A 21,827-nucleotide genomic window follows, 5' to 3' on the forward strand; every position below is an offset into this window, starting at 1 on the left:
GTCGTCAGGCTAAGGCGGCCAAACAAGCGGCATAGCGAATCGACACTAGCTCATGTAGATGAGCCTAGTCGTTTAAAAAGATGGCGCATTATCCTGTGAATGGCCGCGCCTGTCACTGCGCATGCTCAGCCAAGGCTTTAAAGCGCTGATTTGGCAGCATTCGAGGGTTGTCAGGCGCGGCCGACGAGGTTCAAACTGCCTGCCTTGACGCCCGCCTGAAGCACAGGTGAAGCGCTGTATCTTTCAAGCACGCGAACCGCACCGTTTGTGCGCACGTTGACCATTTGATTCAGGGACCCGGACATGGAACTGGTTGTAAAAAGCGTCAGCCCAGAAACGTTGAAAACGGCCACTCTCGTGGTCGCCATCAGCGAAGGCCGCAAGCTCGGCCCTACCGCTAAAGCCATCGACGAACTCACCGGTGGCGCCATCAGCGCCGTGGTAAAGCGTGGCGACATCGCCGGCAAAGCCGGCCAGAGCCTGTTGCTTCACAGCCTGCCAAACCTCAAGGCCGAGCGCGTATTGCTGCTGGGCACAGGTAAAGACGAAGCACTGGGCGACCGCCCTTTTCGCAAAATCATCAGCGGCGCGCTGAGCGTCCTTAAAGGCCTGGGCGGCAGCGACGCGGTGTTCGCACTCGACGAACTGGTGGTCAAGGGCCGTGATAGCTACAGCAAAACCCGCCTGCTGGCCGAAACCCTGCTCGACGGCGAATACACCTTCGACCGTTTCAAAAGCCAGAAAGCCGAACCCCGCGCCCTGAAAAAAATCACCCTGCTGACCATCAAGGCCGCACAGGCTGAAGTGCAGCGCGCAGTGACCCATGCGCAGGCCATTGCCAGCGGCATGTCGTTCACCCGCGACCTGGGCAACCTGCCACCGAACATTTGCCATCCGGTTTTCCTGGCCGAACAAGCCAAGGACCTGGGCAAAGAATTCAAGGGCCTGAAAGTCGAGATCCTTGACGAGAAGAAAATCAAGGATCTGGGCATGGGCGCGTTCTATGCGGTCGGCCAGGGCAGCGACCAGCCGCCACGCCTGATCGTGATGAACTACGCAGGCGGCAAAAAATCCGAGAAGCCTTTTGTGCTGGTCGGCAAAGGCATCACGTTCGACACCGGCGGCATCAGCCTCAAGCCGGGTGCGGGCATGGACGAAATGAAGTACGACATGGGCGGCGCTGCCAGCGTGTTCGGCACCCTGCGGGCCGTGCTTGAGCTGAAACTGCCGATCAACCTGGTGTGCATCCTGGCCTGCGCCGAGAACATGCCAAGCGGTGGCGCGGCGCGTCCGGGCGACATCGTGACGACCATGAGCGGCCAGACCGTTGAAATCCTCAACACCGACGCCGAAGGCCGCCTGGTGCTGTGCGACGCCCTGACCTACGCCGAACGCTTCAAGCCGCAAGCGGTGATCGATATCGCCACCCTGACCGGCGCGTGCATGGTGGCCTTGGGTGCTCACACCTCGGGCCTGATGGGCAACAACGACGAACTGATCGGCCAATTGCTGGAAGCCGGCAAACAAGCCGACGACCGCGCCTGGCAACTGCCGCTGTTCGACGAATACCAAGAGCAACTGGACAGCCCGTTTGCCGACATGGCCAACATTGGCGGCCCTAAAGGCGGCGCCATCACCGCGGGCTGCTTCCTGTCGCGCTTTGCCAAGGCCTACCACTGGGCTCACCTGGACATCGCTGGCACCGCATGGGTCAGCGGCGGCAAGGACAAAGGCGCCAGCGGCCGCCCTGTGCCTTTGCTGACGCAATACCTGCTGGATCGCGCCAACGCTTGAAGCTGACAATCGACGGTTGCGCCGCCTGATGGCGGCGCAATCCCGATTCAGGAACCGCAATGACCTCAGAACCCGATACAGAGCTGACCAAGGTCGACTTTTATATCCTGCCCAGCGCCGAACCTTCAGCGCGGCTGGATTTTGCCTGCAAACTCACTGAAAAAGCCTGGCGCCTCGGCCACCGGGTGTACCTGCATTGCAGCGATGGCGCTCAACGCCAGGACCTGGACGAGCGTCTGTGGCGCTTCAAGGGCGAAAGCTTCGTACCCCACAGCACCACCGAAGACCAACCTGACGGCACGATTGTCATGGGCCTCAGCGAAGCCCCCGCCAGCCATCAGGATTTATTGATTAACCTGGACCTCAAAGTCCCTGAATTCTTTAAACGTTTCGCCCGCGTCGCTGAAGTCGTGGTCGAAGACCCCGCAGTTCGCCTGGCTGCACGGGAGAGTTTTCGCTTCTACCGTGAACACGGCTATCCTCTGCAAGACCACAAGCTACAACGACTCTGAGCACACGATGGACACCTCCAATTCGCCGAAAAAAGCTGCACACCTGCTCGACGATCTTGAATCCATTCGCCAGTTGCTGGGCGATGACGGTTTGCAACCGCCGCTGCTGACGGAAATGGTCGGCCATGGCGGCGAGCAAATTCCGTTGCTGTCGGATGTCATCGACGACACGGTCGCCCCCGAGCCAGACCCGGAGCCTGAATCGGCGCAAATACCGTTGGTCGGCATCGCTGAGGCCCCCAAGGCCGAAAAAGCCCCGGACGCATTGCTCGTGCACCTGGACAAAGAACTGCGCACGGCGGCGCAGGCGATCATGCACGACGTCATCAACGACTTCGCCCCGCACATCGAAACCGAAATCAAACGCCGCCTCGATGCGCACATGGAGCGCTTGCTGGCGCAGCATCAGAACTGACGGCACACGTAAATCATGTAGGAGCGAGCTTGCCTCGCGATCTTTTGATCTTTAAAAGATCGCGAGGCAAGCTCGCTCCTACAGAGTTTCGCCCTGATGCAGCGCACACCTCGCCCTCAGCGTCCCGCCCCGCTATACTTGCCGGCTTTCCTGAATTAATGCCAATAGGGTCCCGCCGCGCATGGATAAGACCTACCAGCCGCACGCCATTGAAACTTCCTGGTACAAAACCTGGGAAGAAGAGAATTATTTTGCCCCGCAAGGCGCGGGCGACCCGTACACCATCATGATCCCGCCGCCGAACGTCACCGGCAGCCTGCACATGGGTCACGGTTTTAACAACGCGATCATGGACGCTCTGATCCGTTTCCGCCGCATGCAAGGTCGCAACACCTTGTGGCAACCGGGCACCGACCACGCGGGTATCGCAACTCAGATGCTGGTTGAGCGTCAGATCGAAGCACAAGGTCTGAACCGCCACGACCTGGGCCGCGAGAAGTTCCTGGAAAAAGTCTGGGAATGGAAAGATCAATCCGGTGGCAACATCAGCCGTCAGATCCGTCGCCTGGGCTCGTCCGTAGACTGGAGCCGCGAGCGTTTCACCATGGACGACGGCCTGTCGGAAGCGGTGAAAGAAGCCTTTGTACGCCTGCACGAAGACGGCCTGATCTATCGCGGCAAGCGCCTGGTTAACTGGGACACCAAGCTGCACACGGCGATCTCCGACCTTGAAGTGGAAAACCACGACGAGAAGGGTTTCCTGTGGAACCTGCGCTACCCGCTGGCTGACGGCGCCAAGACCGCAGAAGGCCTGGACTACCTGGTCGTCGCCACTACCCGCCCGGAAACCATGCTCGGTGACTCGGCTGTTGCGGTAAACCCGGAAGATGAACGCTATAAAGCCCTGATCGGTAAATTCGTTGAGCTGCCCCTGGTTGGGCGCCGCATCCCGATCATCGCCGACGACTACTGCGATCCAGAGTTCGGCACCGGCTGCGTGAAAATCACCCCGGCCCATGACTTCAACGACTATGAAGTCGGCAAGCGCCACAACCTGCCGCTGCTGAACATCTTCGACAAAAACGCAGCCGTTCTGCCTGCCGTTCAAGTGTTCAACCTCGACGGCACGCTGAACGACTCCATCGACGGCACCCTGCCAGCCAAATACGTTGGCCTGGACCGTTTCGAGACGCGCAAGCAAATCGTTGCCGACTTCGACGAAGCCGGCCTGCTGGTCAGCGTCGACGACCACGCCCTGAAAGTGCCGAAAGGCGACCGTTCGGGCACCGTGATCGAACCGTGGCTGACCGACCAGTGGTACGTATCGACCAAGCCATTGGCAGAACCTGCCATCGCCGCTGTTGAAGACGGGCGCATCGCGTTCGTGCCTAAACAGTACGAAAACATGTACTTCTCGTGGATGCGTGACATCCAGGACTGGTGCATCAGCCGTCAGCTGTGGTGGGGCCACCGGATCCCGGCTTGGTACGACGAGTCGGGCAAAGTCTACGTAGGCCGCGACGAAGCCGAAGTGCGTGCCAAGCACAACCTCGGCCCGGACGTTGCGCTGCAACAGGACAACGACGTACTCGACACCTGGTTCAGTTCGGGCCTGTGGACGTTCTCCACCCTGGGCTGGCCTGAGCAGACCGATTTCCTGAAAACCTTCCACCCGACTGACGTTCTGGTCACCGGCTTCGACATCATTTTCTTCTGGGTTGCCCGGATGATCATGCTCACCATGCATTTGGTGAAGAACGAAGACGGCACCCCGCAGGTTCCGTTCAAGACCGTGTATGTACACGGTCTGGTCCGTGACGGTCAGGGCCAGAAGATGTCCAAGTCCAAAGGCAACGTCCTGGACCCGCTGGACATCATCGACGGTATCGCCCTCGAAGACCTGGTGGCCAAGCGCACCACCGGCCTGATGCAGCCAAAACTGCTGAAGAAGATCGAGAAGCAGACCCGTGACGAGTTCGCTGACGGCATCGCCAGCTACGGCACCGACGCCCTGCGCTTCACGTTCTGCTCGCTGGCCTCTACCGGCCGCGACATCAAGTTCGACATGGGCCGCGTTGAAGGCTATCGCAACTTCTGCAACAAGATCTGGAACGCCGCACGTTACGTGCTGGACAAGGGCGAAGACTGCGGCCAGAACGGCGAAGCCTACGAACTGTCGCTGGCTGACCGCTGGATAATCTCGCAGTTGCAGCGCACCGAAGCCGAAGTGACCCGTCACCTCGACCAGTTCCGTTTCGACCTGGCCGCACAAGCCTTGTACGAGTTCATCTGGAACCAGTACTGCGACTGGTACCTTGAACTCTCCAAGCCTGTGCTGTGGGACGAAAACGCCCCGGTTGAACGTCAGCGCGGCACTCGCCGTACGCTGGTTCGGGTTCTGGAAGTGGCTTTGCGTCTGGCGCACCCGTTCATGCCGTTCATCACCGAAGAAATCTGGCAGCGCATCGCGCCGTTGGCAGGCGCGCAAGGCAAAACCATCATGCTGCAACCTTGGCCAGTGGCCAACGAAGCTCGCATAGACCAGGCTGCCGAAGACGACATCGAATGGCTCAAGGGCTTGATGCTCGGCACGCGTAACATCCGTGGCGAAATGAACATCGGCCCGGGCAAACCGCTGCAGCTGTACCTGAAAAACGTCAGCAGTGAAGACCAGCGCCGTCTGACCGAGAACGACGCCTTGCTGAAAAAGCTGGCTAAACTCGAGTCGATCACCGTACTGCAAGACGGTGCCGAAGCGCCTCTGTCTGCCACCGCGTTGGTGGGCGAGATGGAAGTGCTGGTGCCGATGGCCGGCCTGATCGACAAAGATGCCGAGCTGGCGCGCCTGGACAAAGAAATCCAGCGCTTGCACGGCGAAGTGGCCCGCGTTGGCGGAAAACTGTCGAATGCGGCCTTCGTTGACAAGGCTCCGGCCGAAGTCATTGACAAGGAACGCGCCAAATTGGCCGAGGCTGAACAAGCCTTGAGCAAGTTGGCGGACCAGCACGCGCGGATTTCCAGCCTGTAACAGCGCTGCGCACCTGATCGCGGGCAAGGACGCTCCCGCAGGGTTAACCCCTGCCGGGGCGGCCTTGCCCGCGATTGCTTTTGTGGAACCCATTGAACATGACCACCCCACGCACCTCCAAAGCCACACGCCACAAGCCCAAGGCTACGGGTGAGAACAAACCGGCTGCACCTCGGGTAAAGCCCAGCCTGCACCCGCGTAACCGCCACCAGGGCCACTACGACTTTGCGCAACTGATCAAGATCTGCCCGGAGCTGGGCGCGTTTGTGATCATCAACCCGTACGGCAAAGAGAGCATCGACTTCGCCAACCCGAGCGCAGTGCGGGTGTTCAACCGTGCGCTGCTCAAGTCGTTCTACGGCATTGCCCACTGGGACATTCCGGCTGACTACCTGTGCCCTCCGGTGCCGGGCCGCGCCGATTACGTGCACTTTCTCGCGGACTTGCTGGCCAGCGTCAACGATGGCCAGATCCCGCAGGGCGCCAATGTGCGCGTGTTGGACGTCGGCACCGGCGCTAACTGCGTCTACCCGCTGATCGGCCACTGCGAATACCGCTGGCAGTTCCTCGGCACCGACGTTGATGCCACGGCGGTCAAGACCGCCAAGGCGATTGTGCAGTCCAACAGCCTGAACAAAGCCATCAGCCTGCGCCTGCAGCCAGATCCGCAGAAGATCCTGCTGGACATCCTGGACAGCAACGAGCGTTTCGACCTGACCATGTGCAACCCGCCGTTCCACGCCTCGCTGGACGAAGCCACACGCGGCAGCGAGCGTAAATGGCGAGCACTGGGCAAGGCAGACCCCAAGCGCAAACTGCCAGTGCTGAACTTTGGTGGCCAGGCCGCCGAATTGTGGTGCGAAGGTGGCGAGCAACGCTTTGTGACCCAACTGATCCGCGAAAGCGTGCACGTGGGCCGTCAGGTGCTGTGGTTCAGCGTGCTGGTGTCCAAGGCTTCAAACCTGCCAGCGGTTCAGACCGCGCTGAAAAAAGCCGGTGCGCGTGAAAGCCAGGTGGTTGAAATGTCCCAAGGCAACAAGCAAAGCCGCTTTGTAGCCTGGACCTTCCACGACAAAGACCAGCAGCAAGTGTGGCGCGAGAAGAACTGGAAGTAACGCTGTAAAAATCTGTAGTCGCTGCCGCAGGCTGCGATAAGGGCCGAAGGACCTTCAAAATGTCGGGTCCGCTACGCGGCCCATCGCAGCCTCGTGCCTCGACAGCGACTACAAGATTTTCGCCCATAAAAAAACCGCGCTCGGGATCACTCCCAAGCGCGGTTTTTTAATGCGTTCTTACTTGTTAACAGCGTCAGTCAGGCCTTTAGCCACAACGAGCTTGATAACTTTCTTGGCAGCGATTTCGATGGCAGCGCCAGTCGAAGGGTTACGGCCAGTACGGGCAGGACGCTCGGTCACTTTCAGTTTGCCAATACCTGGCAGAGTGATTTCGCCGCCATTTTCCAGCTGATCAGCAACGATTTGACCCAGTTGGTCCAGCAGAGCACGCACGGTAGTTTTCGGTGCGTCTACAGCTTCAGCCAGATCAGCGATCAGTTGGTCTTTAGTAATAGCCATTGAGATGTTCCTTCCCTATCAAATTCATTTGGTTTGCAAAGTGCAAGGTCAGCTATCGAGCCAGAAATCGAGGGTCTGGCACGCCCGTTTGCTTTCACGACGAATCGCGGATGTAGAGTGCTAAAACGGAGTTTGGTTCGACCTGACACAGGCTGAATGCATGCTTTGCGCCGTTACACAGCGCAAGACCGGGCAAAACTAGCACAGAGACGGTTAAATATCCGCCTCTACCTCGCCATTTGGTCAGCTTTATCGCCTTAAAAGCGTAAAAAAACCGCTCTACACCGTCCATCCCCTCCCAAAAGGCGGTACGAAGGCTGCCCAGTGCCTCAGGTGCGGTACACTTAGCGCCTTTCCGGGCGCATGCCCTCCCCGCTCATTATTCGCCGAGAAGCCCATGCCGATCCGTCATTGCATCGTTCATTTGATTGAGAAAAAACCCGACGGTACGCCCGCTGTTCTCCATGCCCGCGACTCTGAATTGGCCGAGTCCCAGGCCATCGAGAACATGCTTGCAGACCTCAACGAAAGCTATAACGCCAAGCAAGGCAAAGCCTGGGGCTTTTTCCATGCTGAATCCGGGGCGCATCCGTTCAGCGGCTGGCTCAAGGAATACATGGAGGGCGGCCAGGACTTCACCGCGTTCAGCCGTGTGGCCGTCGAGCACCTGCAAAAGCTGATGGAAGAATCCAACCTGTCGGTGGGCGGCCACGTGCTGTTTGCCCATTACCAGCAAGGCATGACCGACTACCTGGCCATCGCCCTGTTGCACCACAGCGACGGCGTGGCGGTGAACTCGGAACTGGACGTGACCCCGTCACGCCATCTGGACCTGGGCCAGTTGCACCTGGCGGCGCGGATCAATATTTCCGAGTGGCAGAACAACAAACAGTCCAAGCAGTACATTTCCTTTATCAAAGGTAAAAACGGCAAAAAGGTCTCTGAGTATTTCCGCGACTTTATCGGTTGCCAGGAAGGCGTCGACGGCCCCGGCGAAACCCGCACGCTGCTCAAGGCGTTCAGTGATTTCGTTGAAAGCGAAGACCTGCCCGAAGAGTCCGCCCGGGAAAAAACCAAGACCCTGGTGGACTACGCTAGCAGCCAGGCCAAAATCGGTGAACCGATGGGCCTCGAAGAGTTGTCGGAGTTGATCGACGAAGAGCGCCCAAAGGCGTTTTACGACCACATCCGCAACAAGGACTACGGCCTGTCGCCGGAAATTCCGGCAGACAAACGCACCCTGAACCAGTTCCGTCGCTTCACCGGGCGCGCTGAGGGCTTGTCTATCAGCTTTGAAGCCCACCTGCTGGGCTCCAAGGTCGAATTCGATGAAGAAGCCGGCACACTCGTCATCAAGGGCCTGCCGACCCAACTGCTCGACCAGCTCAAGCGCAACAAGTGATGTTGAACGGCATCCTCAAGAAAGTCCTGTTTGTGCTGGTGGTGGTCGTGGTCTTTCAGAACTGGGGCAAGATCGAGCGGGTGCTAAACCCCTCCGGTGTTGTCCCGGAACACACCCGGGCCAGCGCCCGGGTGGTGCTGTACGCCACCGAGTGGTGTGGCTACTGCAAGGCCACGCGACGCTTTCTGGACCAGAAAGGCATCCCGTACACAGAGTTTGATATCGACAAGGATGCCGTCGCCCGCCAGACCTACGAAGCATTGGGCGGGCGCGGGATTCCGATTCTGGACGTCAATGGCACCTTGCTCAGGGACTTCAACCCGGACGCGATCCTCGCGGCGTTGAAATAACCAAAAATCTGTAGGAGCGAGCTTGCCTCGCGATCTTTTGATCGTTTAAAAGATCGCGAGACAAGCTCGCTCTTACAGTGCCAACTGGCTTTGCACCAGGCACTCTTTGGCGCTTTTCTTGAGCTTTTTAATCAGCCGTTCCTGACGCAAGGCTTCGCCTTTGTCTGGCCACGATTCGACATAGACCAGGGCCACCGCAGGGCTTGAGGCAAAAAAGCGCGCGCCTTTACCGGTCTGATGCTGCACGAAGCGGCGCGCCGGGTCATCGCTGATGCCGCAGTACAACGAACCATTGGCCGCACGCACCAAATACACAAACCAAGGCTTGGAACTCACATTTAACGTCCGGCTTGATACGCTTTGAGGCCTTTTTGCGCTTGGGCGCGAATGGCGTTTTTCACCAGTGGTGTCCAGCCCAGCAAAACGCCCTTGGCCCCCAGCGCCTGCCGCGACCAGCGCCACAGGTCAAAGTGGTCATGGTGCTCGCAGATTTTGCCGTCGCGAAAAACAAACCGTGCCTGAATATCGTTAACCACCGTATTGCCGGTCTGGCTGAACAGATACGTCGCCACCCAATGTGCACTGCCGCGTTGCGCATCGGCCTGAACCTGATCGAAGGTCAGGCTGAAATCCTTGGCCCGCGTGGTCAGCATGCGCCACATGTCGGTGGCGTTGTGACCGCGCAGTTCGCCAAAGACCGGGTCGCTGAACACTACGTCGTCGGTGTAGCACTCGCCCATCGCTTGCGCATCAAGCTGTGCAAACGCTTGGTAAAAACGCGTGATTAACGCTTGATGGTCTTGGCTCATGGCAGGGTCCGTGCGGGTAGGAATCTGTGCACGATAATCTGCAATGAGCCGAAACACTACGGGCTTTGAATTTTCTCGCTCTGCACGTTGACGTACAACGCGCGCCCGGCCCCCAGCCCCGCGACGATGGCACACAGGCCAATCACGGCAAAAATCCAGCCCAGTGCATCCCAACCACCGGTGACTTCGTGCACCACGCCCACCGCCAGAGGGCCCAGTGACGCCAGGGTGTAACCCACGCCCTGGGCCATGCCCGAGAGGTTGGCGGCGACGTGCGAGTCGCGAGAGCGCAGCACAATCAGGGTCAACGCCAGGCTGAACGTCCCGCCCTGCCCCAGGCCCAGCACAACAGCCCAACTCCACAAGCTGTCCATCGGCGCATACAGACAGCCAAACAGCCCGGCCAGGGTCAGGCCCATGACCAGCACGATCGCCAGACGCTGATCCTTGCCCCGCGTCGCCAGCCAGGGCGCTGTCAGTGCCGTGGCCAACTGCACGATCACTGAACCTGACATCACCAGGCCGGCATCGGTCGGGGTCAGCCCACGGCCGATCAGAATCGATGGCAACCAACCAAACACGATGTAGGACAACGACGATTGCAGGCCCATGTAGAGCGTCACTTGCCATGCCAGCGGATCGCGTAAAAGCCCCTGCACGCGGTAAGCCACGTTGTGCGCGCCTTGACGCTTACCCACCTGCGGCAACCAGAAAATGGCCGCCAACAAGGCCGGCAAGGCCCAAAAGCCCAGGCCCATTGCCCAGCTGTCGCCCAGGTAATGGCTCAGCGGCACCGTCGCCCCGGCCGCCAGTGCTGCGCCGAGGCACAACGCCATGGTGTAGACGCCGGTCATGGTCCCGGCATGTCCGGCAAAATCGCGTTTGATAATCCCCGGCAGCAACACGCCAATCACGCCGATACTGGCCCCTGCCAGAATGCTCCCGGCAAACAGCCCGACCTCACCCAGGCAACTGCGCAGCACGATCCCGCCGCCCAACGTCAGAAGAATCCCGAGTACCACCCGCTCAGTGCCAAAACGCCGCGCCAGAATCGGCGCCAAAGGCGCAAATACGCCCAGACACAGCACGGGCAAGGTGGTCAGTAAACCGGCCTGCGCGGCCGACAAGCCCAGGCTGTCCGACACAATACCCAGCAAGGGCGCCACGCTCGACAGCGCCGGGCGCAAATTCAGCGCCACCAGCACCAGCCCCAGCAGCAACAACCACGGGCGCAGCACCACGGGTGGCGTCTGTTGTACGTGTTCGTCATCAACTTCGGCGTCGATCAGTAATTCTTCCAGTTCATCCAGATGACGAACGGCTTCGCTGCTGGCTGACGAGGGATGGTTCATGGCCTTCTCCGGTTCAGGGTTCATTGATCAACGTCCGGCAAAGCGCCATAGCCCGTTGTGGGTCTTGTTGTTTGACGGCCTCCAAGAGTTCGACATGCAGGTCGAACACCGATTGGCGGCGCGGGTAAATATCCAGCGTCTTGCGCAACTGACTGGAAACAATGCTTGAGGTGTAGCGGTACAACTCCGTCAACGCCGGGTTATGCGCGGCATCGATCAAATGCTGATGGAACTGCAAGTCACAGCAGATGTAGGTGTCGAGTTCGCCGTGATAGTGCTGGCCACTGAGATCGAGCGCTTGCTGCATCAGGCGCAAGTCCTCATCGGTACGGCGTACGGCCGCCAGGCCAACGGCCTCAACTTCAAGGATGTGGCGCATCTCGCGCACCTGGTCCATCGAACAGGCCGACAACGTGCGCAAGGTGTCCATGGGATCGACCCGCCCGCGCAAGTAACTGCCGTCGCCCTGACGGATATCAATCAGCCCGGCAAAGGCCAGCACGCGCATGGCTTCGCGCACCGTATTGCGGCTTATGCCCAACTCCGCCGCCAACTCCGGCTCCGTCGGCAAACGCTGGCCGACCTCCCAGGCGCCGTTGTTAATTCGCGTGCGCAGTTGTTCAAGGGCCTGATCGACCAGGGAGCGTTTTATCAATGGAGAAGCGTCTGTCATGGAATCCGTCCTTTCATCCAATCATAGGATGAATTTTCTTACATGCTAGTCAGCGCCTTTCCTTAGAGCAATCAACTACAGATTAAAGGGCCGCTTAATTTGAAAATTAATCGTTGAATTAAAAACCCTTAAAGGGTAATTTTTGAGCGCATCGAGGCACTCTCTTATGGAAAAGAAGACACCCCATTACACCCTTAAGTGCATCCAGGACGACGTAAAACGGCTGGGAGCCGTGGCGTTTACCAAAAGTGCGCTGGATGGTGGGCGCATGCTGGGGCTAACACTTGCCCAGATGCTTTGGGTGATCGCGTCTCTGGAGCGCAGGCTCTTGTACAAATCAATGTCGACTTACGCAGACCCCAAAGTCTGGCAAGACGTCTACCACGCTCAAGCCTACGGCTTGGCCCTGTACATCAAGGTGACCTAACGTCCCGGTGGAGGGCCGCCCGTCATTGCCTTCAAGGAAAAAGACTGATGAGCAAGCATGATTGCTACACCTGTGGCGCACCCAACGCGATGCACCCGTTTAAGGGCCGCGATTTCACGGTGACGTTCAAACAATTAACCCGCCACGTGCCCAATCTGGCAGGCGAGCAATGCAGTGAATGTGCTGAGGTCGAGTTCGATGCGCCCAGCGCAGAGCGTTATGCCCAGGCAGGTGATGAACTGATCGAGGATGCCAAGCGGGTCGTGGCAGACGAGATGAAACGTATCCGGCGTAAATTGCACTTCACCCAAAAAAGCGCGGTGCAGTTACTGTCCGGCGGCGGCCACAATGCATTCAGCCGCTATGAGCGGGCCGAAGTCGAACCGCCCAAACCGCTGTTTGTGTTGATGCGCCTGCTCGATCTCCACCCGGAACTGGTCAAAGAGCTGCACGCGATTTACGAATGCGCGGATATCAATGCGCTGTTGGAGCAGAAGCAACAACAGCGCGAGAAAACACGTTAACCCCTCTGTAGTCGCGTTAGCATCAATGCAGAATTTGATTCAGGAACAGTTTGGTCCGGTCGTTCTGCGGGTTGTCGAAGAAGTCATTCGGCGCGGCCTGCTCGACGATTTCACCCTTGTCCATAAAGATCACCCGGTTGGCCACGGTCCGGGCAAAGCCCATTTCGTGGGTCACGCAGAGCATGGTCATGCCGTCTTCGGCCAGGCCGATCATGGTGTCGAGTACTTCCTTGACCATTTCCGGGTCGAGCGCTGAAGTCGGCTCGTCGAACAACATGATTTTGGGCTTCATGCACAGCGCACGGGCAATCGCCACCCGCTGCTGCTGACCACCGGACAACTGCCCCGGAAACTTGTGGGCCTGCTCCGGAATACGCACGCGCTGCAAGTAATGCATGGCGATTTCTTCTGCCTGGCGCTTGGGCATTTTGCGCACCCACATCGGCGCCAACGTGCAGTTTTGCAGGATGGTCAGGTGCGGGAACAAGTTGAAGTGCTGGAACACCATGCCGACTTCACGGCGCACGGTTTCGATCTGCTTGATGTCGTTGGTCAGCTCAACCCCATCCACCACAATGCGCCCTTGCTGATGCTCTTCAAGGCGATTGAGGCAGCGAATGGTGGTCGACTTGCCCGAACCCGAAGGCCCGCACAACACGATCCGTTCACCCGCCTGCACGTTCAGGTTGATGTCCTTGAGCACGTGAAACTGGCCGTACCACTTGTTAACGTCCTGCATTTGAATAATGCCTTCAGGGCTAGCAGGCTTTTTAATTGCTTCACTCATATCCAACTCCTACTAACGCTTGTGGCCAGTGTCCAGCTTGCGCTCCAGATGTATGGAGTAGCGGGACATACCGAAACAGAAAATCCAGAACACCAGGGCAGCAAACACATAACCCTCGGTCGCCATGCCCAGCCAGGTCGGGTCGGCGGCGGCTTGTTTGACGCTGTTGAGCAGGTCAAACAGGCCGATGATGATCACCAGGCTGGTGTCCTTGAACAGGGCAATAAAGGTGTTCACGATGCCGGGAATGACCAGCTTCAGGGCTTGCGGCAAGATCACCAGGCCCATGCTGCGCCAATAACCCAGGCCCATGGCTGCCGACGCTTCGTACTGACCTTTGGGAATGGCCTGAAGGCCACCGCGCACCACTTCGGCCACGTACGCCGACTGGAACAGGATCACCCCGATCAGCGCCCGTAGTAGCTTGTCGAAGTTCATGCCTTCAGGCAGAAACAACGGCAGCATCACCGAGGACATGAACAGCACGGTGATCAGCGGCACACCACGCCAGAACTCGATGAACGTCACGCACACCACGCGAATCGCCGGCATGTCCGAGCGACGCCCCAATGCCAGCAAGATGCCCAATGGCAGTGCTCCGGCGATGCCCACGGTGGCGATCACCAGCGTCAGCATCAGGCCGCCCCATTGGCTGGTGGCGACGGTGGTCAGGCCCCAATGTCCACCGTGCAGCAGGCTGTAGGCGAGGATCGGGTAGATCACTAAAAAGCTCAGCCCATAAACCGCCTTGTGTTTGAAGCGCGAAATAAACAACGGTGCAGCACCAAAGATGGCCAACAACACCGTCGTATCGACGCGCCAGCGCAACGCTGCCGGGTAATAGCCGTACATGAACTGGCTAAAACGCTGCTCGATAAACACCCAGCACGCACCGCTTTTGGTGCAATCAGCCCGGGTCGTACCCACCCAATTGGCGTCAAAGAGCGTCCAGCTCAGCAACGGCGGCACGATCAACCAGACCAGGTAGAGCGCAAACAGCGTGAGCAAGGTGTTGAGCCAACTGGAAAACAGGTTCGCCCGTGCCCAGGCAACCACGCCAATCCGGTTGCCCGGTGGCGGCATATCAGGTTTGAAAACATGCGTCGTCATGGTCGCGCCCTCACCGTTCGATCAGCGCAATGCGCGTGTTGTACCAGTTCATCAGCAGCGAAATGCTGATGCTGATCGCCAGATAAACGCTCATGGTGATGGCAATCACTTCAATCGCTTGCCCGGTCTGGTTCAGCACCGTACCGGCAAACAGCGAAACCATTTCCGGGTAGCCGATACCTGCTGCCAACGATGAGTTTTTCACCAGGTTGAGGTATTGGCTGGTCAGCGGCGGAATGATTACTCGCAGCGCCTGCGGGATGATCACCTTGCGCAGCGTCGGCCCTGGGCGCAGGCCCAACGAGGCCGCAGCTTCGGTCTGGCCATGGCTGACCGACTTGATGCCCGAACGCACGATCTCGGCAATAAAGGCCGCGGTATACACCGTGAGGGCGATGGTCAGCGCCAGCAGTTCCGGGATCAGCACCCAGCCACCAACAAAGTTGAAGCCCTTGAGCTCGGGCATTTCCCAATGCACTGGCGCACCGACTACCAGCGCGCACAGCCCTGGAATCACCAGCAACAGGCCCAACGCGGCCCAGAAGGTGTGAAACGCAACACCGGTGGCTTCAAAGCGTTTTTTCGCCCAGCGCACCATCACCACCACGGCCACAATCGCCAGCAGCACACTGATCACAAACGGCCAGAACGCAGGTGTCGCAATGGCGGCCGGCATGTTAAGGCCACGGCTGCTCATGTAAAACGTGTCGGCAAAATTGTGGCTGTTACGCGGCCCCGGCATGGTCAGAAAGACCGCGAAGTACCAGAACAGGATTTGTAGCAACGGCGGGATATTGCGAAAAACTTCAACGTAGACCGTCGCCAGCTTGTTAATCATCCAGTTCGGAGACAAACGCGCGACGCCGACAATAAAGCCCAGAATGGTCGCCAGGACCACGCCAATCACCGACACCAGCAGCGTGTTCAGCAAGCCGATCACAAAGACCCGGGCGTAGCTGTCGGACTCGGTGTAATCAATTAAATGCTGCGCAATACCAAACCCGGCACTGCGTTCCAAAAAGTCGAAACCCGAGGTAATCCCCCGGTGTTGCAGATTGGTCTGAGTGTTGTTGAACAAGTACCAACCCATGAAGACCACCAACGCGACGGTGATGATCTGAAATACCCACGCACGCACACGTGGATCGCCAAGGCTGAGCCTGGGCTTGGGTGCGCCGACTTTTGTCTGCATGAAATGCCCCAGTAAAAAATGGATCAAAAACAGCACCCGGTGGTTGGCCCACCGGGTGACAGGGCTTATCAGCGCACAGGCGGTGCGTATTGAATGCCGCCGTTGTTCCACAAGGCGTTCAGCCCGCGGTCAATGGCCAGAGGGGTGCTTTTACCGAGGTTTTTCTCGAACACTTCGCCGTAGTTACCGACCTGGCTGACGATCTGTACAACCCAGTCCTTCGGCAGTTTCAGGTCTTTACCGTATTCGCCATCCGCACCCAGCAAACGGGCAACGTCCGGGTTTTTGGTCGACTTGGCTTCAGCCACGACGTTTTTAGAGGTGATGCCGGCTTCTTCGGCGTTGAGCATGGCAAACAAGGTCCAGCGCACGATGCTGAACCAGTCTTCATCACCCTTGCGCACGACCGGGCCTAGTGGCTCCTTGGAAATGGTTTCTGGCAAGACGATGTAGTCGTTCGGGTTGGCCAGCTTGCTGCGCTGTGCATACAGCTGTGATTTGTCCGAGGTCAGCACGTCGCAACGGCCGCTCTCGAGGGACTTGGCGCTTTCGTCAGAGGTATCGAAGGTGATCGGGGTGTATTTCAGGTTATTCGCCCGGAAGTAATCCGACACGTTAAGTTCCGTGGTGGTCCCGGCCTGAATGCAGATGGTCGCACCGTCCAGTTCCTTGGCACTTTTCACGCCCAGCTTGTTGTTGACCAAAAAGCCAACGCCGTCGTAATAGGTCACGCCGGTAAACAGCATGCCCATTCCCGCATCACGGGAACTGGTCCAGGTGGTGTTGCGCGACAGCACATCCACTTCGCCCGATTGCAGGGCAGTGAAGCGCTCCTTGGCGTTCAACTGGCTGAATTTGACCTTGGTGGCGTCGCCAAATACGGCAGCGGCGACGGCGCGGCAGACATCGGCATCGATCCCCAAAATCTTGCCGTCTTTGTCAGGCACCGAGAAACCCGGCAAACCGTCGCTGACACCACATTGCACGAAGCCTTTCTTTTTAACGCCATCCAGTGTTGCGCCGGCATGAGCGAAACCCGTGACACTCAACACCACAGCGGCGGTGGCCAGGGCCAGGGTGGATTTCAACTGCTTCATTCAAACCTCCAGTCTTGCTTTGTTGTGTTTGAACAAGACCCGCCGCCCCCTTGTGAGGCATTGTTGACCCGTGTTGGCTTTTTATGGGGCCAAGCGGCATAAGCCTTGAGCGATGGATATATCGCACTCGCCTTCAAACTGAAGCGCTCACTTGAGCTGTTGAATTCCTTGTCTAACTTCACCCGTCAGGTGTTTTGCTGCCCCACCCTCGCCTGTAGCCTGTTAGTGTTACCCGCGAAGATGCTTCAGCTAACGTCCCTGTGCTCATAGCAAGGCCCGTACCACTGTGGCGATTTATGCGTCTCGATATGTTTCTTTAGGTAAAACGTTCAAGCAGGCGACATCTTCTTTAAATTTGAAACGAACACGCACTCTTCTTGCGCACGCTTTTTGCGCGAGCGCCCAATAATGGAGCAGCCATGACCGACCCTCTGATCCTTCAACCGCAAAAACCCGCAGACGCTTGTGTGATCTGGCTTCACGGCTTAGGTGCCGACCGCTACGACTTCCTCCCGGTGGCCGAAGCACTGCAAGAGTCGCTGCACACCACGCGGTTTGTTTTGCCCCAGGCGCCGACCCGTGCAGTGACGATCAATGGCGGATATGCCATGCCCAGCTGGTACGACATCAAGGCCATGAGCCCGGCCCGTTCGATCAGTGAACAAGAACTGAACGAATCGGCAGACACCGTGGTTGCGCTGATCGAAGAACAGAAAAGGGCCGGAATAGACGCCAGCCGAATTTTCCTCGCCGGTTTTTCCCAAGGCGGCGCCGTGGTCTTCCATACCGCCTATCTAAAATGGCAGGGCGCATTGGGTGGCGTACTTGCCCTCTCCACCTATGCCCCAACCTTCAGCAATGAGCTGGAACTGTCCGCCAGCCAGCAACGCACGCCGGCCTTGTGCCTGCATGGCCAATATGACGAGGTCGTCCAGAACGCCATGGGCCGGACCGCGTATGAACACTTGAAGCGTTTGGGTGTGACCGTTACATGGCAGGAATACCCAATGGGGCACGAAGTGTTACCACAAGAAATTCACGACATCGGTACCTGGCTGACCGAGCGCCTGCGCTAAAAACGAAACATCCAGTCGTTTACTACGCCGAGCACGCGACTTGCATTACACTGCCCGGCGTACACTCCTTAACCAACTGATGAGATGACCGTGCTCAAAGCACTCAAAAAAATATTCGGCAAAAGCGAGGCTGAGCCGCTCGCGCCAGCGTCCATGACTCCCCCCAGCAGCCCCAGCCCGCGAACCGACGCGCAACAGCCTGGCCGTTCTGCACCTGCACCCGCCGCGGTGTCCACGCCCGCAGCCACGCCCGCACCCGAACCTGCGCGCACAGAAAAACCCAAAGCGGCCAAACCACGGCGTGCACCGGCGCCAAAGCCTGTGGTCATCCCGTGGAAACTTGAAGACTTCGTGGTTGAGCCACAAGAAGGCAAAACCCGCTTTCATGACTTCAAGCTCACCCCTGAACTGATGCACGCCATCCAGGACCTAGGTTTCCCGTACTGCACGCCGATCCAGGCGCAAGTGCTGGGCTACACCTTGAGTGGCCGCGATGCCATTGGCCGCGCCCAGACCGGCACCGGCAAAACCGCAGCGTTTCTGGTCTCGATCATCAGCCAGCTCACCCAAACCCCGCCGCCCAAAGAGCGCTACATGGGCGAGCCGCGCGCGCTGATCATCGCGCCGACCCGCGAACTGGTCGTGCAAATCGCTAAAGACGCCGCCGACCTGACCAAATACACCAACCTCAACGTCATGAGTTTCGTGGGCGGCATGGACTTCGACAAACAGCTCAAGCAGCTGGAAGCCCGTCACTGCGACATTCTGGTGGCCACACCGGGCCGTCTGCTGGACTTCAACCAGCGCGGCGAAGTGCACCTGGACATGGTTGAGGTCATGGTGCTCGATGAAGCTGACCGCATGCTCGACATGGGCTTCATCCCGCAAGTACGCCAGATCATTCGCCAGACGCCGCCAAAGGCCGAGCGTCAGACCTTGCTGTTCTCCGCGACCTTCACCGAAGACGTGATGAACCTGGCCAAACAGTGGACCACCGACCCTGCGATCGTTGAAATCGAAGCGCAGAACGTGGCCAACGAATTGGTTGAGCAACACGTGTACGCGGTGGCGGGTGCCGACAAATACAAATTGTTGTTCAACCTGGTAAACGACAACGGCTGGGAACGCGTGATCGTATTTGCCAACCGCAAAGACGAAGTGCGGCGCATCGAAGAACGCCTGGTGCGCGACGGCATCAATGCTGCGCAACTGTCCGGCGACGTGCCCCAGCACAAACGCATCAAGACCCTCGAAGGCTTTCGCGAAGGCAAAATCCGCGTGCTGGTGGCGACCGACGTCGCAGGGCGCGGCATCCACATCGACGGCATCAGCCACGTGATCAACTTCACCCTGCCCGAAGTGCCGGACGACTACGTGCACCGTATTGGCCGTACAGGTCGTGCGGGTGCAGCGGGTGTCTCCATCAGCTTTGCCGGTGAAGACGACTCGTACCAGTTGCCGTCCATCGAAGAAAAGCTGGGCCGCAAAATCAGTTGCGAAACACCGCCGACTGAACTGCTGCGCCCTGTGGTCAGAGCCGTGCGCAAGCCGCATGATCCGAGTGAAACGGCTTAAAACGTCAGCCCCGACGTCTGCATAGGGGGCGGGTTTTCGCGATCTTTTAAGCCAAAAGATCGCGAGGCGAGCTCGCTCCTACAATGGTTTTTTGAGCATTTCGCACTGCGGGCACACTGATTTTCCTTCGCTCAACGCCAGCATTTGCGTTGAAGGCGCTAGCGACATGCCCTGCATGGGCGCCACCTCCCCCGGCAACAACGGCACCGCAGGCAGGCCCGGCACGGGCAAGCCGCCCAACAATATCGGGCAACTGGCGTAGATGCCCGCCGCACCAATCAATACATGCTGCCCGCCCGCCATCAGGGTGATGTTGGCCCCGGCTTGCAGGACCACCCGCGCCCCGGCCTTGATATGCACGTGCATCCCTGCTTCAGCCACCAGCGCGCCGCCCACCACGGTGTGGCTGCTGACGGCCACGGCCAGGTGGTCGTTGGCGTTGAGCTGGACCTTGCGGTCCAGGCTGACGGTGCGCTGTTCTTCTGCCTTGAGCACCGAGACGCTGTTGCCGGTGACGGTTTCTTCGCGCTTGCCCTCGATCTGCAAGCGGCTGTCGTTTTTGATGTGTTGTTGCAGATCGCGCTGGGCGTGGAGGTAGATGTGCTCCAGACCTTTGCGGTCTTCGATGCGCAGTTCGTTGTAGCCGCTGCCACCTGGAGTGCTGCGGCTACGTAATACGCTTTGGGTTTTGTTGGCGGGCAATGCGAGCGAGGTCGGGTTGAGGCTGTTGGCCAGGCAACCGCTGATGATGGGCTGGTCCGGGTCGCCGTTGAGGTAACCCACCAGCACTTCCATGCCCACGCGTGGGATGGTCACCGCGCCGTGGTTGTCCCCCGCCCAACTCGACGAGACGCGCAACCAGCAGCTGCTTTGATCGTCATCGATAGCGCTGCGGTCCCAATGAAATTTAACCCGCACCCGGCCGTACTCATCGCAATGGATCTCTTCCCCCACCGGCCCGGTGACGCGAGCCGTTTGGCTGCCGATCAGGCGCGGCTTGGGGAAGACGGTTTGCGGGCGGTAGGTCACCGCCTCTGGCGTGGCCTGGAAGGTGTTGCGATAGCCTTGGCTAAAGCCGCCTGCGTCAGCCTGCGCCGTGTTGGCGCCATACTCTTCCAGCACTTGAGGCTGCTGGCCCTCGTGCTGCACGCCAATCAACAGCCAGCCGCTATTGAACGTCGCGTTGGGGTGCCCGGTCATCGGCAAAAAGTGCCCCGTGCTCAGGCTCGGTTGATTGCTGCTGCCGCTGGCCTGGCAGTAGCCGGTTTGATGATGCTCAAGTGTGCGCTGGCTTTGCAGTTGGCCTTGGGCCGCGTCAGTGAAGCGCCCCGGATAGCTGTAGTTTTCAAGGGCGCGCTCGTTATGCTCAGCGCTGCTGCCTGCCTCCAGCGTGCGGCTGGCCTGCTGAAAGTCATAATCGCGGCGAAACGTACGGTTGGTGCTGGCCTGCAAGCGCAGTCCAAAGTGATCGATGGACGGCTGCGAAGCGACCATGCCCGCTCGTTGTACGAAGGGCGTCGGTTGGTTGAGCGAGGTAAACGCTTGCTGCTTGTCGCCGAACACCAACTGATGGCCGTCTGGCGAGTGCCGAAAGTGGTAGTGGAAGCCTTCTTCGAAACACAGACGCTGAATAAAGCGCAAATCGGACTCGCCGTATTGCACGCAATAATCCCGTGGCGTGTAAGACGAGAACGAATTGAAGGTGTAGGCGTTGCCGAGAATGCCGTGCTCTTCGAGCAGGGTCTCGATGATTTGCTGCACGGTTAAATGCTGAAAAATACGGTGGTTGGTGCGATGGGCCAGGTAGGCCAGTTGCGGTTCCAGTGTCAGGCGATAGTGCGTAAGCCGCGTACCGGGGCTGCTGCGACCCATGCTGGAAATATGCCCGTGGATCCCCTGCCCCTGGCCGTCAAACGCAAGAAACGCAGGCTGATGCAGCCATGCCTCGAGGTCCAGGTCTGCGCGTGCGCTGACCAGTTCAAGTTCAAAGGCATAAGGCGTGCTGATGGCTTCATTGCCCGTGAAGGCCAACACCTGAAGCTCATGGTCGGCGCCCTTGATGCTCAGGTTAAAACGGGTGTTACGGGCTGAAATGGCCATCCGTGAATCCTTCCCGACAGAGAGGCAGGC

General features: G+C 58.8%; 21 protein-coding genes. 11 read left to right on the top strand and 10 right to left on the bottom strand.

Annotated elements, in window-relative coordinates; all coding sequences use genetic code 11:
• Nucleotides 1-303: 303 nt before the first annotated feature.
• The 5 genes from TU84_RS06760 to rlmF all read left to right on the top strand — a co-directional run bounded on the left by TU84_RS06760 (nucleotide 304) and on the right by rlmF (nucleotide 6,864).
• Nucleotides 304-1,794, top strand: a complete 1,491-nt coding sequence (locus TU84_RS06760; protein ID WP_048368204.1) for a leucyl aminopeptidase — start codon at nucleotides 304-306, stop codon at nucleotides 1,792-1,794.
• Between the two features lie 83 nt (nucleotides 1,795-1,877).
• The gene (locus TU84_RS06765; protein ID WP_048368468.1) at nucleotides 1,878-2,306 is read left to right on the top strand and encodes a DNA polymerase III subunit chi; all 429 of its coding nucleotides are present in this window, start codon (nucleotides 1,878-1,880) and stop codon (nucleotides 2,304-2,306) included.
• Between the two features lie 7 nt (nucleotides 2,307-2,313).
• The gene (locus tag TU84_RS06770; protein ID WP_048368206.1) at nucleotides 2,314-2,721 is read left to right on the top strand and encodes a hypothetical protein; all 408 of its coding nucleotides are present in this window, start codon (nucleotides 2,314-2,316) and stop codon (nucleotides 2,719-2,721) included.
• Nucleotides 2,722-2,902: 181 nt separating this feature from the next.
• Nucleotides 2,903-5,749 carry a valine--tRNA ligase gene (locus tag TU84_RS06775; protein WP_048368208.1) on the top strand — a complete coding sequence of 949 codons (2,847 nt, stop codon included), beginning with the start codon at nucleotides 2,903-2,905 and terminating at the stop codon, nucleotides 5,747-5,749.
• 98 nt (nucleotides 5,750-5,847) lie between these two features.
• Complete coding sequence (gene rlmF, locus TU84_RS06780; RefSeq protein ID WP_048368209.1) at nucleotides 5,848-6,864, top strand: 23S rRNA (adenine(1618)-N(6))-methyltransferase RlmF; 1,017 nt, start codon at nucleotides 5,848-5,850, stop codon at nucleotides 6,862-6,864.
• Nucleotides 6,865-7,041: 177 nt separating this feature from the next.
• On the opposite strand, the gene TU84_RS06785 is transcribed toward rlmF, so the two are convergent.
• Nucleotides 7,042-7,323 (bottom strand): HU family DNA-binding protein, encoded by a 282-nt coding sequence (locus TU84_RS06785; protein WP_019412143.1) that lies wholly within the window; start codon nucleotides 7,321-7,323, stop codon nucleotides 7,042-7,044.
• A gap of 397 nt (nucleotides 7,324-7,720) precedes the next feature.
• Between TU84_RS06785 and yejK the strand changes: the two genes are divergently transcribed.
• Both yejK and TU84_RS06795 read left to right on the top strand, forming a co-directional pair.
• The gene (gene yejK / locus TU84_RS06790) at nucleotides 7,721-8,725 is read left to right on the top strand and encodes a nucleoid-associated protein YejK (RefSeq protein WP_048368212.1); all 1,005 of its coding nucleotides are present in this window, start codon (nucleotides 7,721-7,723) and stop codon (nucleotides 8,723-8,725) included.
• Entirely contained in the window at nucleotides 8,725-9,075 is a 351-nt protein-coding gene (locus TU84_RS06795; RefSeq protein WP_048368213.1) for a glutaredoxin family protein, read from the top strand. Before yejK ends, TU84_RS06795 begins: the two co-directional genes overlap by 1 nt.
• 72 nt (nucleotides 9,076-9,147) lie before the next feature.
• On the opposite strand, the gene TU84_RS06800 is transcribed toward TU84_RS06795, so the two are convergent.
• From TU84_RS06800 to TU84_RS06815, 4 genes are read right to left on the bottom strand one after another with little or no spacing between them, the layout of a single operon-like run.
• Nucleotides 9,148-9,411, bottom strand: coding sequence for a GIY-YIG nuclease family protein (locus TU84_RS06800; RefSeq protein WP_048368214.1), 264 nt, complete (start codon nucleotides 9,409-9,411; stop codon nucleotides 9,148-9,150).
• A 2-nt stretch (nucleotides 9,412-9,413) separates the two neighbouring features.
• A complete protein-coding gene (locus tag TU84_RS06805) occupies nucleotides 9,414-9,884 on the bottom strand; it encodes a nuclear transport factor 2 family protein (RefSeq protein WP_048368216.1) in 471 nt (156 codons plus the stop codon).
• Between the two features lie 56 nt (nucleotides 9,885-9,940).
• Nucleotides 9,941-11,260 carry a CynX/NimT family MFS transporter gene (locus TU84_RS06810; protein WP_048368217.1) on the bottom strand — a complete coding sequence of 440 codons (1,320 nt, stop codon included), beginning with the start codon at nucleotides 11,258-11,260 and terminating at the stop codon, nucleotides 9,941-9,943.
• Entirely contained in the window at nucleotides 11,250-11,909 is a 660-nt protein-coding gene (locus tag TU84_RS06815; protein WP_048368218.1) for a FadR/GntR family transcriptional regulator, read from the bottom strand. Before TU84_RS06815 ends, TU84_RS06810 begins: the two co-directional genes overlap by 11 nt.
• A 166-nt stretch (nucleotides 11,910-12,075) precedes the next feature.
• Here TU84_RS06815 and TU84_RS06820 point away from each other — a divergent pair, with 166 nt between their 5' ends.
• Nucleotides 12,076-12,336, top strand: coding sequence for a type II toxin-antitoxin system MqsR family toxin (locus TU84_RS06820; RefSeq protein ID WP_048368219.1), 261 nt, complete (start codon nucleotides 12,076-12,078; stop codon nucleotides 12,334-12,336).
• Nucleotides 12,337-12,383: 47 nt separating this feature from the next.
• On the top strand, nucleotides 12,384-12,860 hold the full coding sequence (locus tag TU84_RS06825) for a type II toxin-antitoxin system MqsA family antitoxin (protein WP_048368221.1): 477 nt from the start codon (nucleotides 12,384-12,386) through the stop codon (nucleotides 12,858-12,860).
• A gap of 22 nt (nucleotides 12,861-12,882) precedes the next feature.
• Here TU84_RS06825 and TU84_RS06830 read toward each other — a convergent pair whose 3' ends face one another.
• From TU84_RS06830 to TU84_RS06845, 4 genes are all read right to left on the bottom strand, one after another.
• The gene (locus TU84_RS06830; RefSeq protein ID WP_048368223.1) at nucleotides 12,883-13,647 is read right to left on the bottom strand and encodes an amino acid ABC transporter ATP-binding protein; all 765 of its coding nucleotides are present in this window, start codon (nucleotides 13,645-13,647) and stop codon (nucleotides 12,883-12,885) included.
• A gap of 12 nt (nucleotides 13,648-13,659) precedes the next feature.
• Nucleotides 13,660-14,757: an amino acid ABC transporter permease gene (locus tag TU84_RS06835; protein ID WP_048368225.1), complete on the bottom strand. Its 1,098-nt coding sequence runs from the start codon at nucleotides 14,755-14,757 to the stop codon at nucleotides 13,660-13,662.
• Nucleotides 14,758-14,767: 10 nt separating this feature from the next.
• The gene (locus TU84_RS06840; RefSeq protein ID WP_048368469.1) at nucleotides 14,768-15,949 is read right to left on the bottom strand and encodes an amino acid ABC transporter permease; all 1,182 of its coding nucleotides are present in this window, start codon (nucleotides 15,947-15,949) and stop codon (nucleotides 14,768-14,770) included.
• Nucleotides 15,950-16,017: 68 nt separating this feature from the next.
• Nucleotides 16,018-17,046 (bottom strand): amino acid ABC transporter substrate-binding protein, encoded by a 1,029-nt coding sequence (locus TU84_RS06845; protein WP_048368227.1) that lies wholly within the window; start codon nucleotides 17,044-17,046, stop codon nucleotides 16,018-16,020.
• Between the two features lie 419 nt (nucleotides 17,047-17,465).
• On the opposite strand from TU84_RS06845, the gene TU84_RS06850 reads away from it, so the two are divergent.
• Together TU84_RS06850 and rhlB are read left to right on the top strand one after the other, a co-directional pair.
• Nucleotides 17,466-18,122: an alpha/beta hydrolase gene (locus tag TU84_RS06850; RefSeq protein ID WP_048368229.1), complete on the top strand. Its 657-nt coding sequence runs from the start codon at nucleotides 17,466-17,468 to the stop codon at nucleotides 18,120-18,122.
• 84 nt (nucleotides 18,123-18,206) lie between these two features.
• Nucleotides 18,207-19,697: an ATP-dependent RNA helicase RhlB gene (gene rhlB, locus TU84_RS06855; protein ID WP_048368230.1), complete on the top strand. Its 1,491-nt coding sequence runs from the start codon at nucleotides 18,207-18,209 to the stop codon at nucleotides 19,695-19,697.
• Nucleotides 19,698-19,775: 78 nt separating this feature from the next.
• Here rhlB and TU84_RS06860 read toward each other — a convergent pair whose 3' ends face one another.
• Nucleotides 19,776-21,797: a type VI secretion system Vgr family protein gene (locus TU84_RS06860; RefSeq protein ID WP_048368231.1), complete on the bottom strand. Its 2,022-nt coding sequence runs from the start codon at nucleotides 21,795-21,797 to the stop codon at nucleotides 19,776-19,778.
• Nucleotides 21,798-21,827: the final 30 nt, after the last annotated feature.

Source organism: Pseudomonas helleri, assembly GCF_001043025.1.
Lineage (GTDB): Bacteria > Pseudomonadota > Gammaproteobacteria > Pseudomonadales > Pseudomonadaceae > Aquipseudomonas > Aquipseudomonas helleri.

What these genes read in the sequence shown, in the direction of transcription:
- TU84_RS06760 (WP_048368204.1), top strand. Translation starts at nt 304, where the DNA reads ATGGAACTGGTTGTAAAAAGCGTCAGCCCAGAAACGTTGAAAACGGCC.
- TU84_RS06770 (WP_048368206.1), top strand. Translation starts at nt 2,314, where the DNA reads ATGGACACCTCCAATTCGCCGAAAAAAGCTGCACACCTGCTCGACGAT.
- TU84_RS06775 (WP_048368208.1), top strand. Translation starts at nt 2,903, where the DNA reads ATGGATAAGACCTACCAGCCGCACGCCATTGAAACTTCCTGGTACAAA.
- rlmF (WP_048368209.1), top strand. Translation starts at nt 5,848, where the DNA reads ATGACCACCCCACGCACCTCCAAAGCCACACGCCACAAGCCCAAGGCT.
- TU84_RS06785 (WP_019412143.1), bottom strand. Translation starts at nt 7,323, where the DNA reads ATGGCTATTACTAAAGACCAACTGATCGCTGATCTGGCTGAAGCTGTA.
- yejK (WP_048368212.1), top strand. Translation starts at nt 7,721, where the DNA reads ATGCCGATCCGTCATTGCATCGTTCATTTGATTGAGAAAAAACCCGAC.
- TU84_RS06795 (WP_048368213.1), top strand. Translation starts at nt 8,725, where the DNA reads ATGTTGAACGGCATCCTCAAGAAAGTCCTGTTTGTGCTGGTGGTGGTC.
- TU84_RS06805 (WP_048368216.1), bottom strand. Translation starts at nt 9,884, where the DNA reads ATGAGCCAAGACCATCAAGCGTTAATCACGCGTTTTTACCAAGCGTTT.
- TU84_RS06810 (WP_048368217.1), bottom strand. Translation starts at nt 11,260, where the DNA reads ATGAACCCTGAACCGGAGAAGGCCATGAACCATCCCTCGTCAGCCAGC.
- TU84_RS06815 (WP_048368218.1), bottom strand. Translation starts at nt 11,909, where the DNA reads ATGACAGACGCTTCTCCATTGATAAAACGCTCCCTGGTCGATCAGGCC.
- TU84_RS06820 (WP_048368219.1), top strand. Translation starts at nt 12,076, where the DNA reads ATGGAAAAGAAGACACCCCATTACACCCTTAAGTGCATCCAGGACGAC.
- TU84_RS06825 (WP_048368221.1), top strand. Translation starts at nt 12,384, where the DNA reads ATGAGCAAGCATGATTGCTACACCTGTGGCGCACCCAACGCGATGCAC.
- TU84_RS06830 (WP_048368223.1), bottom strand. Translation starts at nt 13,647, where the DNA reads ATGAGTGAAGCAATTAAAAAGCCTGCTAGCCCTGAAGGCATTATTCAA.
- TU84_RS06835 (WP_048368225.1), bottom strand. Translation starts at nt 14,757, where the DNA reads ATGACGACGCATGTTTTCAAACCTGATATGCCGCCACCGGGCAACCGG.
- TU84_RS06840 (WP_048368469.1), bottom strand. Translation starts at nt 15,949, where the DNA reads ATGCAGACAAAAGTCGGCGCACCCAAGCCCAGGCTCAGCCTTGGCGAT.
- TU84_RS06845 (WP_048368227.1), bottom strand. Translation starts at nt 17,046, where the DNA reads ATGAAGCAGTTGAAATCCACCCTGGCCCTGGCCACCGCCGCTGTGGTG.
- TU84_RS06850 (WP_048368229.1), top strand. Translation starts at nt 17,466, where the DNA reads ATGACCGACCCTCTGATCCTTCAACCGCAAAAACCCGCAGACGCTTGT.
- rhlB (WP_048368230.1), top strand. Translation starts at nt 18,207, where the DNA reads ATGACCGTGCTCAAAGCACTCAAAAAAATATTCGGCAAAAGCGAGGCT.
- TU84_RS06860 (WP_048368231.1), bottom strand. Translation starts at nt 21,797, where the DNA reads ATGGCCATTTCAGCCCGTAACACCCGTTTTAACCTGAGCATCAAGGGC.